At 69.4% G+C, this 12415-nt stretch carries 9 protein-coding genes; 6 read left to right on the top strand and 3 right to left on the bottom strand.

What is annotated here, in order from left to right; translation table 11 throughout:
- The first annotated feature begins 3 nt into the window (after positions 1-3).
- The 3 genes from DW306_RS09960 to DW306_RS09950 all read left to right on the top strand — a co-directional run bounded on the left by DW306_RS09960 (position 4) and on the right by DW306_RS09950 (position 3343).
- Complete coding sequence (locus tag DW306_RS09960; RefSeq protein ID WP_136055446.1) at positions 4-1389, top strand: glycosyltransferase; 1386 nt, start codon at positions 4-6, stop codon at positions 1387-1389.
- Positions 1390-1608: 219 nt separating this feature from the next.
- Positions 1609-2034: a YciI family protein gene (locus DW306_RS09955; RefSeq protein WP_136055445.1), complete on the top strand. Its 426-nt coding sequence runs from the start codon at positions 1609-1611 to the stop codon at positions 2032-2034.
- Between the two features lie 13 nt (positions 2035-2047).
- Positions 2048-3343 (top strand): RNA polymerase sigma factor, encoded by a 1296-nt coding sequence (locus DW306_RS09950; RefSeq protein WP_136055444.1) that lies wholly within the window; start codon positions 2048-2050, stop codon positions 3341-3343.
- Between the two features lie 78 nt (positions 3344-3421).
- On the opposite strand, the gene DW306_RS09945 is transcribed toward DW306_RS09950, so the two are convergent.
- Positions 3422-3694: a GlsB/YeaQ/YmgE family stress response membrane protein gene (locus tag DW306_RS09945; RefSeq protein ID WP_136055443.1), complete on the bottom strand. Its 273-nt coding sequence runs from the start codon at positions 3692-3694 to the stop codon at positions 3422-3424.
- A 178-nt stretch (positions 3695-3872) separates the two neighbouring features.
- The gene (locus DW306_RS09940; RefSeq protein ID WP_136055442.1) at positions 3873-4790 is read right to left on the bottom strand and encodes a Bax inhibitor-1/YccA family protein; all 918 of its coding nucleotides are present in this window, start codon (positions 4788-4790) and stop codon (positions 3873-3875) included.
- 90 nt (positions 4791-4880) lie between these two features.
- Here DW306_RS09940 and DW306_RS09935 point away from each other — a divergent pair, with 90 nt between their 5' ends.
- Complete coding sequence (locus DW306_RS09935; RefSeq protein WP_136055441.1) at positions 4881-5867, top strand: glycerophosphodiester phosphodiesterase family protein; 987 nt, start codon at positions 4881-4883, stop codon at positions 5865-5867.
- Positions 5868-5981: 114 nt separating this feature from the next.
- Here the strand turns inward: DW306_RS09935 and DW306_RS09930 are convergent, their stop codons facing one another.
- Positions 5982-6386 (bottom strand): YccF domain-containing protein, encoded by a 405-nt coding sequence (locus DW306_RS09930; RefSeq protein WP_136055440.1) that lies wholly within the window; start codon positions 6384-6386, stop codon positions 5982-5984.
- Positions 6387-6519: 133 nt separating this feature from the next.
- Here DW306_RS09930 and DW306_RS09925 point away from each other — a divergent pair, with 133 nt between their 5' ends.
- The gene (locus DW306_RS09925; RefSeq protein ID WP_136055439.1) at positions 6520-9639 is read left to right on the top strand and encodes a lamin tail domain-containing protein; all 3120 of its coding nucleotides are present in this window, start codon (positions 6520-6522) and stop codon (positions 9637-9639) included.
- A 122-nt stretch (positions 9640-9761) separates the two neighbouring features.
- Complete coding sequence (locus DW306_RS09920; protein WP_136055438.1) at positions 9762-12233, top strand: UvrD-helicase domain-containing protein; 2472 nt, start codon at positions 9762-9764, stop codon at positions 12231-12233.
- Positions 12234-12415: the final 182 nt, after the last annotated feature.

Raw genomic sequence — 12415 nt, 5'->3', positions numbered from 1 at the left:
GCCTTGTCCCCGGACGCGGCGGCCGGACTCCCGGACGCCGAATACCTCGTGCTGTCCAGCCGGCTGATCCCCGGGCTCGACGGCGGGTACACGATCGCCACGCTCGCGCGTGCCCGGCAGCTCGCCGGTGCCGGCATCGCCGACGGTGCGGGGCCGCAGCTGCTCACGTTCGATCCCGGCACGATCGCGGCGCACGCGGAGCACCGGGCGACGTTCGCCGCCCAGGGTGCGCTGACCGATCCCTCGCGGATGCGCAATCTCTTCGATGAGGCGGTCGCGCCCGGCGGGGGAGCAGCGGAATGGCTGCTGGCGGCGGCGGATGCTGCGACGAAGCCCGACCCGGGCGTCGAGTACCGCGTGCTCGAGGATGCCGCGGGTCGCGCGTTCGCGGCGCTGCCGGTGATCCCCGGCAATCCCGACTGGCACCTGACCGAGGAACCGGTCCTCGTCCACGGTGCATCCGGCGAGGTCGTCGGCGGCGTGCGCGGCTTCCGCGGCCTGTACCGCGCCTGGCTCGCGCACGTGACGGCATCCTTCGGCGATCGCACGATCGTCGTGATCTGCGAGTCGCGTCAGATCGGCGAGCTCATCGCGGACTGGTCCGACCCGCGCGTGCGCATCGTCCACACGATCCACACCATCCACCTCGAGGCGCCGTACACGCCCGATGCTCCGACGAACGCCCTCTGGACGCGCTGGTTCGGACTGGCCGATCGCTTCGATGCCGTCGTCTGGCCGACGGCGACGCAGCGGGACGACGTCGTCGCCCGGTTCGGCTCGTCAGCCTCGCACGCGGTCGTCCCCAACCCGATCACGCCCGTCGACGGCCTGGACGACGTGCGAGAGCCCGGTCTCGTCGTGATGCTCGGACGGCTCGCTCCCGGCAAGCGGGTCGATCATGCGATCCGGGCGTTCCTGCGCGCAGACGTGCCGGGGTCGCGGATGGAGATCTGGGGCGGCGGGCCCGAGCAGGAGCGGCTTCAGGCGCTGATCGACGAGCTCGACGCCGGTGACCGCGTCGTGCTCGCCGGATACACCGACGATCCGGGCGGCGTGCTCGACCGCGCGTCGCTCGTCGTCACGTCCACGGCCTTCGAGGGTCAGCCGCTCGGTGTGGTCGAGGCGATGCTGCACGGCGCCCCTGTCGTGTCGTACGACGTGCGCTACGGCATCCGAGACGTGCTGCAGCAGGGCGGGGGAGTCCTGGTGCCCGCCGGCGACATCGACGCGCTCGGCGTGGCCCTGCGCCGAGTGCTCACGGATGACGGGCTGCGCGCACGACTGAGCGCCGAGGCTCCGACGGTCGCCGCAGCGTGGAGCCCGGAGCGTTCGCTCGCCGCCCTCACCGCGGTGATCAGGGACGCCGTCTCGCGTCCCTCCCGCCGCTGAGCCCGCCTGCGTCCGTTCCGGTCGCAGTTCCTGCCGCCTGCGTCTGTTCCGGTCGCAGTTCCTGCCGCTTCAGGGCGCGAGAGGCGGCCGAAAGTGCGACCGGAACACGTCGAAAAAGAGATTCAGAAAAAAGTTCTCGAGGATGTCGATCCGGGGCGTTCCCGTTCGACGTCTGTAATGAGAGGGTCGAGAGACGGCCCCTCGAACAAGGAGAACATCATGAAGTACATGCTCATCATGCGCGCGACCGACGAAGCAGTGGACGCCTACAAGGAGATGCCGTTCGAGCAGGTCATCGAGGCGATGGGAAAGTACAACGAGTCCATGATCAAGGCCGGCGTGCTGGCTGCCGGTGAGGGGCTCACCGACGCCGCCGAGGGCTTCGTGGTCGACTTCAGCGCCGAGACTCCGCTCATCACCGACGGCCCCTACGGAGAGACCAAGGAGCTGTTCAACGGCTTCTGGATCATCGAGGTCTCCAGCCGTGAGGAGGCCGCCGAGTGGGCGAGTCGTGCGCCCCTCACTGCGGGCAACTTCCTCGAGGTGCGTCGCGTGACCGGCGTCGAGGACTTCCCCGCCGACAACGAGTGGATCCAGAAGGAAGAGGGCTGGCGCGAAGAGCAGGCTCAGCGCGCCCAGCAGTGAGAGCACGGCAGTGATGAGCGATTCCTCGCACAGCGAGACGGCGCGTTCCGCCCCCGATCAGGGGTCCGCGGAACGCGCCGTCGCCGCGGTCTGGCGCATCGAATCCGCCCGGATCGTCGGTGCGCTGACCCGCATCGTCGGCGACTTCGGTCTCGCCGAGGATCTCGCGCAGGAGGCGCTCCTGGATGCGCTGCGGCAATGGCCGATCGACGGCGTGCCGCACAACGCAGGGGCCTGGCTCACCGCCGTCGCGAAGCGCAAGGCCATCGACGGCTGGCGCCGCCGAGAACGCCTCGACGACCGTATCGCCTCGCTCGGGCACGACCTGGAGCGGGAGCAGGCGGAGGCGGACGACATGCTCTGGAACCCGGATGCCGTCGACGACGACGTGCTGCGGCTCATCTTCATCGCCTGCCACCCGGTGCTCTCGAAGGAGGCCCAGGTCGCGCTCACGCTCCGTGTCGTCGCCGGACTGTCGAGCGAGGAGATCGCCCGGGCGTTCCTCGTGCCGACGGCGACCGTGCAGCAGCGGATCGTGCGGGCGAAGAAGACCCTCGCCGCCGCGCACGCGCCCTTCGAACTGCCGCCGCGCGAGGAGCACGCTCAGCGACTCGGAGCGATCCTGGGGGTGCTGTACCTGATCTTCAACGAGGCGCATGCTGCCAGCAGCGGTCCGGAATGGATGCGTCCCGAGCTCAGCGACGAGGCCATTCGCCTGGGCAGGGTCCTCGTCGCCCTGATGCCGCGTGAATCCGAGGCGCACGGACTGCTCGCCCTCATGGAGCTGACGGCGGCGCGATTCCCCGCCCGCGTCGACGCGCACGGGCAGCCGGTGCTGCTCGCCGATCAGGACCGGCGCCGCTGGGATCGCAGCCGCATCATGCGCGGACGCGCGGCGCTGGCCGCCGCGGATGCCATCGGTCGAGGTCGAGGCGCGTACAGCCTGCAGGCCGCCATCGCCGAGTGCCATGCGGTCGCGGCGACGATCGATGACACCGACTGGGACCGGATCGTGCTGCTGTACGAGGCGCTCGGCCGGATCGCGCCCTCACCCGTGGTCGAGCTGAACCGGGCGGCTGCCGTCGCGATGGCGACCGGGCCGGCATCCGCGTTGCGCATCATCGACCAGCTGTCGTCGTCCGGCGCGCTGCGGGGCTATCACCTGCTGCCGGCGACGCGGGGCGAGCTGCTGCTGCGGCTCGGACGCGACGACGAGGCGCGCAGCGAGTTCGCGGTCGCCGCGAACCTGGCCGGCAACGATCGCGAGCGGGCGATCCTGGAGCGCAAGGCGCACGGCGAAAAGAAATGACCCGCCCCCTTCGGCGAGCTTTCGCTGCCGAAGAGGACGGGCATCTGGGGACTGCTGTCCGTCAGTGACGGAGGTGTGTCAGTCGCGCACCTTGCTGCCGCGACCCACGATCAGGCCGTAGATCAGCAGCACGATGATCGCGCCGCCGATGGCGACGAGCCAGGTCTGCAGGCTCCAGAACTCTTCGAGTCCGACGCCGAAGATCACGGAACCGAGCCATCCGCCGAGAAGGGCTCCCACCACACCGAGCAGGAGTGTGATGAACCAGCCTCCACCCTGCTTGCCGGGGAGGATGAGCTTGGCGATGGCGCCGGCGATCAGGCCGAGAAGAAGGAATCCGAGGAAACTCATGGTCTGCTCCTTACTTGCTGTGTAGGAATCCCGGGGTGCCGGGGGTTCGTGAATCCACTATCCACGAGTTGAGAATTTCCTGCATCCCCTTGCGCAGGCTGTCCCGATATGGCAAGAGGCCCGCCTCCGGAAGGAGACGGGCCTCTCGAGACGCGCTGCGGTCAGCAGGCGCTCGTGATCAGTTGCTGCGCACGATCGCGATGATGCGGAGGATCTCGACGTAGAGCCAGACGACCGTGACCATGATGCCGAAGGCACCCATCCAGCCGAACTGACGCGGAGCGCCGTTGCGGACGCCCTGCTGGATCTGGTCGAAGTCGAGCACCAGCGAGTACGCCGCCATGATCACGACGAGGACGCCGATGATCAGTCCGAGAGGGATGCCCATGATCTCCTGGCTGAGAAGACCGAAGGCGTTCTGGTTGATGCCGGTCCACATGAGGACCAGGTTCAGCAGCGAGAAGACCAGGTACCCGACCATGGCGATCATGAAGACCTTGGTGGCCTTCTTCGATGCGCGGATCTTGCCGCTGGCGAAGAGGGCGAGCGTCACACCGACGACCGAAACGGTGGCCAGCGTGGCCTGGATCACGATGCCGGGGAACAGCACCTCGAAGAACGCCGAGATGCCACCGACGAACAGGCCCTCGAAGGCCGCGTAGGCGAAGATCAGCGCAGGGCGCACCTTCCGGCGCGACGTGAACGTGATGACCATGGCGAGGACGAAGCCGCCGAGGGCGCCGACGATCCACGGCAGCATGTTCGGCGCGAAGTCGCTGTACGGGTCGCGCTCCGGAGCGGCGACGCCGCCCAGCGTCCAGACCCAGCCGACGGCTGCGGTGACGAGAAGGATGGCGAACAGGCCGGCGGTCTTCCAGACGGTGTCCTCGACGGACATCCGGTCGGTCTCGATGGCGCCCGCGGGCGGAGCCGCGTACATTCCCTCGAGCTGCGCGTTGGCGGCGACGTCCATCGCACCGTGCTGGAACGACGCGGTCTGCGCGCCCTGAGCGGCCTGCGGTCCGCCCGGGTAGGTCGCGACATTGCGCGGATCCTGCTGCTTGAACGCCGGGTTGTTGAAGGCGAAGTTGCTCATTGGTGGGCCTCACTCCAAAAGGGGGTCGTAGGTCGCTTTCCTCTACGATACTCGCGGTGGGCGGGCCGCGGGGTGTTCTACGCTGAGAGCGTGCCCAGGAAATCCCCCCTCGTCATCGGGCATCGCGGTGCGCCCGGCTACCGCCCGGAACACAGCCGATCGTCGTACGAGCTGGCGCTCGCGATGGGGGTCGATGCGGTGGAACCCGACGTCGTCGCCACAAAGGACGGCGTCCTCGTCGTCCGGCACGAGAACGAGATCTCCGGCACGACCGATGTGGCGCAGCATCCGGAGTTCGCCGACCGCAAGACGACCAGACGCGTCGACGGACAGGCGCTGACCGGGTGGTTCACCGAGGATTTCACCTGGGACGAGCTGTCGACTCTTCGCGGGCGCGAGCGGCTGCCCGAGATGCGTGCGTCCAGCGCCAGCTTCGACGATTCCCAGGCCATCCTCCGGCTGCGCGACGTGCTCGACATCGTGCGCGACGGCTCGGTCGAGCACGGCCGCGAGATCGGCGTCGTGCTCGAGGTCAAGCACGCGACGTACTTCGCCAGCATCGGCCTCGATCTCGCGCCGCTCATCGACCGGGAGCTCCGCGAGGCGGGCTGGGCCGAGGGCGAGCTGCCGCTGATCATCGAGTGCTTCGAGTCGACCGTGCTCGGCCAACTGCGTGCACGCGGGATCTCCGCATCGTACGTCTACCTGATCGAGGCGGCCGGGCGGCCCTCCGACCTGCTGGTCGCCCAGGGCAAGCAGGCGCTCACCTACAAGGCCACGGTCACGCCGCACGGTCTCGACGAGCTGGTCGGCAAGGTCGACGGCATCAGCGTGAACAAGAAGATGCTGCTCGCCCGGGGCAACACGATCGTCCCGGATGCGCATGCGCGCGGGCTCAAGGTCTTCACGTGGACGTGCCGTCCCGAGAACGCGTTCCTCGCGGCCGAGTTCCGCGGTCCCGGCGGCAAGGGCGCCTTCGGCGACTACGAGTCGGAGTGGGGCGTGATCGCGCGCACCGGCGTCGACGGCGTGTTCGTCGACCATCCCGACCTCGGCGTGAGCTTCTTCCGCAGCTGACGTCGGGTCGGGCGGCCGGCCTGGGGCATCAAGAACTGCGGCCGATCCGAACTTCTGCGGCCTCTGACGGCGGTTCGGGCCGCAGAAGTTCCCATCGGCCGCAGAAATCGCGCGTCAGGATCCGAGGGTGCGGTCGAACGCGCCCTTGCGGGTCGAGACGATCTCCTTGCCGAGCGGCATCAGCGAGACCGGGACCATCTTGAAGTCGGCGATGCCCATCGGGATGCCGATGATGGTGATGCACAGCGCGAGGCCCGAGATGATGTGCCCGATCGCGAGCCACCAGCCGGCGAGGATGACCCAGAGCACATTGCCGAGGAAGGAGCCGACTCCGGACGTCGGCTTGCTGATGACCTCGCGGCCGAACGGCCAGATCGCGTAGCGCGCGATGCGGAACGAGGCGATGGCCCAGGGGATCGTGACGATCGGGATGCACAGCAGGATGCCGGCCAGCATGTAGCCGAGGAAGAGGGCCCATCCGGCCAGGATGACCCAGATGATGTTGAGGATCGTGCGCATCCGCCGATTGTGTCATGCGGAGATGAACGGCCACCTGGCGTTCACCTCCCGTGCATCCGCGAGTCGACGTGCGGCCACGCCGACTCGGTGGTCTGGAGGCCTACCCGTCTGAACCCCCACCCAGGAGTCCTCCATGCCCCGCCTGCACTACGCAGCGGCGGTCACGGCCGCGTGCGCCCTCAGCGCCGCCGCCCTGCTCGCCGCACCGGTCGCCGCCGTCGGCGCCGATTCCGGCATCCGTCCTTCCGAGGAAGCCCTGGGCGCACCCGCCGCCGCGGGCCTCGTGCTCAACGAGATCGTCTACGACGACGCGGCCACCGGACTCTCCGATCAGGTCGAGCTCTACAACCCCGGCACCGAGGCGGTCGACCTGGACGGCTGGTACATCTCCGACGAGAAGCGAGACACGTTCGGGTATGCGCCGGAGGGCACCTCGCTCGCTCCCGGCGAGTTCCTCGTGCTGGTGAAGGACGTCGACTTCGCGTTCGGGCTGGGCAAGGGCGACGAGGTCGTGCTGTTCGATCCGGCCGGCACCGAGGTCGACGCGTATGCGTACGAGAACACCGCGCCGCTGTCGGACTGGTCGCGCTGCCCCGACGGCACGGGCGAGTGGGCGCACGCGACGGCCGCGACGCCGGGAGCGGCGAACGACTGCTCGGTGCCCCCCGTCGACGGTTCGATCGTCATCAACGAGGTCGACTCGCAGCCCGCCGACTGGGTCGAGTTCCACAACCCCGGCGACGACGCGCTCGACATCTCGGGCTACGAGATCCGCGACAACTCCGACGACCACCGCTGGCGGTTCCTTCCGGGCACGACGATCGCGGCGGGCGCGTTCCTCGTCGTCGAGGAGGGCACGATCGGCCTCGTCGACGGTGTCGAGACGGCGTTCCGCGACCCGATCGGCATCGGCAGCGCCGACCGGATCCGCCTCTACGACGCGGGCGGGACGATGATCGACGACACCCTCCCCTGGTCGGGGCACGCCGCGATCGACGGCGACTTCGCGGCCGCGACCCTGGCGCGCTGCCCCGACGGCGAGGGCGCGTTCCTGCTCGCCCACCCGACCCCCGGCGCCGCGAACTCCTGCGTGATCCCCGACGTGGTCATCAACGAGATCGAGTCGAACGGCGACACCACCGACTGGGTCGAGGTCGTCAACACCGGCACCACGGCGGTCGACCTCTCCGGATGGTCCGTGATGGACAACGACCCGAACGGCCACGCGGCCGAGACCACGCCCCTTCCGGTCGGCACGACCCTCGCGCCCGGCGCCTTCTTCGTGTTCGATCAGCCGGCGGACTTCGTGTTCGGGCTCGGCAACGGCGACACCGTGACGATCCGCGACGCGAGCGGCAACACCGTCGACGAGCACGTGTATGCGGCGCACGCGGACGGCGTCTGGGCGCGCTGCGCCGACGGCACCGGAGAGTTCGTCGACCTCGCCGTCTCGACCAAGGGACTGCGCAACGCCTGCGGCAACCCGGTGCGCATCAACGAGGTCGAGTCCGACGGCGGATCGCCCGACGACTGGATCGAGCTCGTGAACCCGACGACCGCGGAGCTCGACGTCTCGGGCATCGTCGTGAAGGACGACGACGACGCGCACGCCTCCGCGATTCCGGCCGGCACCACGATCGACGCCGGCGGATACCTCGTCATCGAGCGCGACGCGCTGGGCTTCGGCCTCGGCGGCGGCGACGCCGTGCGGCTCTTCGACGGCGAACTGCTGATCGACGAGACCACGTGGGGCGAAGGACACGCCGCGACGACGTGGGGCCGCTGCCCCGACGCCACCGGGGTGTTCGCCGTCACTGCCGAATCCACGAAGGGCGCCGCGAACGTCTGCGACGGCGAGGTCGCCGTGTCGGCGTGGCCCGGCTCCGCCGACGTGCGGGTGCTCGACAGCGTGCCGACGTTCCTCGAGGACAGCTCGGGTCTCGACGTGCAGGAGACCGCGGACGGCGCCTTCCTCTGGGCCGTCGACAACGGCGAGGGACGCATCTGGAAGCTCGAGGCGCACGCCGACGGCTCCGTCGAGAAGGTCGACGGCTGGGACGAGGGCAAGCGGGTGCGCTTCCAGAAGGACGCCGCCGACCCGGGTGCTGCGGGTCCCGACACCGAGGGCATCACGGTCGACGGCGCGGGCAGCGTCTACGTCGCCTCCGAGCGCGACAACAACGCGAAGGGCGTGAACCAGAACGTCGTTCTGAAGGTGGACCCGGATGCCGCGGCCGGCGACCTCGTCGCCACGCAGGAGTGGGACCTCACGGCCCTGCTCCCGGCTGTCGGCGCGAACCTCGGCATGGAGGCCGTGCAGTGGGTACCGGATTCGGCGCTCGCCGGCACGCTCTTCGACGACAACACCGGCGCGGGCTACGACCCGGCGGACTACGCCGGTCACGGCGACGGCCTGTTCTTCGTCGCCGTCGAGGACAACGGACACGTCTACGCCTTCTCGCTGGCGGACGACGGCACGCCGACGCTCGTGTCGGAGATCGCTCCCGGTCTCGCCGGCGTTATGGCGCTGGACTACGACAGCGTGCGGAACACGCTCTGGGCGGTCTGCGACGACGGATGCCAGGGCCGCTCGGCCGAGATCACGCTGAACGGCACCGCGGAGCCGGGCATCGCGCACTACGCGCGTCCGGCCGGCATGCCCGACATCAACAACGAGGGCTTCGCCACGGCGCCGGCCTCGCTGTCGGTCGACGGACAGCGTCCGGTGTGGTGGTTCGCCGACGGCTTCGCCGCGGAGGCGCTGCGCACGGGCACGCTGCCGGGCGTCGACGGCGAGAACCCCGGTGGGGAGAACCCGGGGGAAAACCCTGGGGGCGAGACGCCTCCGCTGCCCGGCACCGGGCTGACCGACGACAACCGCGGCGGTGCGACCGTCGACCCGGCCGTCGCGGCTCGCGGGCAGAAGGTCACCGTCGCGGTCGGGAAGGAGCATGCCGGCGCGGACGTCGCGGTCTGGATGTACTCCGACCCGGTGCGCCTCGCCACCGGCACGCTCACGGCATCCGGCGCCCTCACCGTCACGATCCCGACCGATGCCGCGCTGGGCGCCCACCGGATCGCGGTGTACGCGGCCGACGGCACGCTGCTGGGGTGGGCCGACATCCGCGTCACGGCGGGAGCGGGCGGCCTGGCATCCACCGGCTCCGAGCTGCCGATCGCGGCTGTGGCGCTGGCGCTGATGCTGCTCACCGCAGGCGCTGTCGCCGTGCGACGCCGTCGCCGCGCGGCCTGACGGCGGCCTCACCCTCTTCGAATCGCGCACCTGGTCCCTTTCCGGCCCGAAAGTCGACCAGGTGCGCGATTCGAAGGAGGCCGGCACCCTGTGTCGGTGCCGCCGCCTAGACTCATAACGCCATGACCGAAGCCCCTCTCATCGTTCCCGGAACCGTCGGCCCCCGCTCCGCAGGAGCCGAGGGGCAGGACGATCTCCTCGCCGGACTGAACCCGCAGCAGCTCGAAGCCGTCACCTACCGCGGACCCGCGCTGCTGATCGTCGCGGGTGCCGGATCGGGCAAGACGAGCGTGCTCACCCGCCGCATCGCGTCGCTGCTGCGCGGACGCGAGGCATGGCCGAGCCAGATCCTCGCGATCACCTTCACGAACAAGGCCGCGGGCGAGATGCGCGAGCGCGTGCAGGGCCTCATCGGAGACGCGGCGCGAGGCATGTGGATCTCGACGTTCCACTCCGCGTGCGTGCGCATCCTGCGCCGCGAGGCCGAGCAGTTCGGCTTCACGAAGTCGTTCACGATCTACGACTCGGGCGACTCGCGGGCACTCATCAAGCGACTCGTGAAAGAACACGAGGCCGATGCCTACGGCCTCACCCCGGCAGCTGTACAGGGGCGCATCTCGAAGCTCAAGAACGAGCTGTCCGATGCCGAGTCGTACGCGCGTCAGGCCAACATGAGCGACCCCGCCGAGCGCATCTTCGTCGAGCTCTTCGCCGACTACCAGCGCCAGCTGCAGAAGGCGAACGCCTTCGACTTCGACGACCTCATCGGGCAGACGGTCTACCTCTTCCGGGCTTTCCCGCAGGTCGCCGACACCTATCGGCGCCGCTTCCGGCACATCCTCGTCGACGAGTATCAGGACACGAACCACGCGCAGTACGCGCTGATCCACGAGCTGACCCGACCGGTGTCCGGTCAGGGTGCTGATCCGTATGCCTCGAACGGCATGATGATCTTCGAGCCCGAGCCCTCGGCGGGGTCCGACGAGGCCGGCGCCTCGCTCACCGTGGTCGGCGACTCCGACCAGTCGATCTACGCCTTCCGCGGCGCCGACATCCGCAACATCAGCGAGTTCGAGCGCGACTTCCCGGGTGCGCGCGTCGTGCTGCTCGAGCAGAACTACCGGTCGACGCAGAACATCCTGTCGGCCGCGAACGCCGTCATCGGCAACAACTTCGACCGCAAAGACAAGAAGCTCTGGAGCGACAAGGGCGACGGCGACGCCATCATCGGCTTCACCGGCTACTCGCAGCACGACGAGGCGCAGTTCGTGGCCGACGAGATCGAGGTGCTGCGCCGGGCGGGCATGCCGTACTCCGAGATGGCCGTGTTCTACCGCACCAACTCGCAGTCGCGTGCGCTGGAGGAGATCTTCATCCGCTCCGCCGTGCCGTACAAGATCATGGGCGGCACGAAGTTCTACGAGCGCGCCGAGATCAAGGATGCGCTGGCCTACCTCGTGGCGGTCGCGAACCCGGCCGACGAGATGTCGGTGCGACGCATCCTCAACAAGCCTCGTCGTGGCATCGGCGACGTCACCGAGACCGCGATCGCGCGGTTCGCCGAAGAGCACGACATCACCTTCCGAGACGCTCTGGCGAACTCGGCGCAACTCGGCTTCGGCCCGAAGATCCAAGGCGCGATCGCGCAGCTCGATGCGGTGCTGGCCGAGGCGACCGCGATCATGCTCCCGGCATCCGGCGAGCTGCCCGCGCCGACCACGGTGGCCGACGGCCTGAGCCTGCTGCTGTCCAAGAGCGGCTACCTCGATGCGCTCCGCGCGAGCCGCGACCCGCAGGACGAGGCGCGTGTCGAGAACCTCGACGAGTTCGTCGCCGTCGCCCGCGACTTCGCCCGCAACAACCCCGAGGGCACGATCGTCGACTTCCTCACCGAGGTCGCGCTGGTGTCGGATGCCGACGACCTTGACGATGAATCCGGCACGGTGTCGCTGATGACGATGCACACGGCGAAGGGCCTCGAGTACGACGCCGTGTTCGTCACGGGCGTCGAGGAAGACCTCATCCCGCACCGCATCTCGGCGGGAGAACCCGGTGGTCCGCAGGAGGAGCGTCGACTGTTCTACGTCGGCATCACCCGCGCCCGCAAGCGACTGCACCTGTCGCTCGCGATGACCCGTGCGCAGTTCGGCGAGGTCACGGTGGCCATGCCCAGCCGCTTCCTGCAGGAGATCCCCGCCGGGCTCATCGACTGGCGTCAGTCGCCGGGCGACGTCAACTCGCGCGGGGGCATGCAGTCGCGGGCGCTCAACGCCCGACGCGGTGGCGGATTCGGCGGCTCGGGGTCCGGCTCCGGCTCCGGCGACAGGTTCGCGGTCAAGGCGCTGCCCGGCAGAGAGTCGCTCAAGCCGCTCTCGACCGCGATGGACAAGTTCCCCAATCGCGTCACGGCCAAGATGCGCGACAACGGCGATCTCGAGCTCACGGCCGGCGATCGCATCCGGCACGTCGACTTCGGCGAGGGGCGGGTCGACGCCGTGACCGGTGAGGGTGCGAAGCGCATCGCGCACGTGCGCTTCGACAGCGCCGGGCAGAAGAAGCTGCTCATCAAGGTCGCGCCGATCGAGAAGATCTAGGTCTCGCGAGCGGGTTAGGCTGGCTCATATGGCCCTCTTCTCCCGCCGCAAGAAGTCCAGCGACGACGCCGTCGTCCCCGCAGCCGACGCCCCTGACGTCGACTCGAGCCGCACGGCACCAGCCGACGCCGAGACGGCGCGCGCGGAGACAGCGCCGGAGGCAGCGCCGGGGACGACACCCG

The sequence above is a fragment of the Microbacterium sp. K24 genome (assembly GCF_004794465.1).
Classification (GTDB): domain Bacteria; phylum Actinomycetota; class Actinomycetes; order Actinomycetales; family Microbacteriaceae; genus Microbacterium.
Note: the sequence above shows the minus strand (reverse complement) of the source record. Positions and strands in the feature narration are given on the sequence as shown.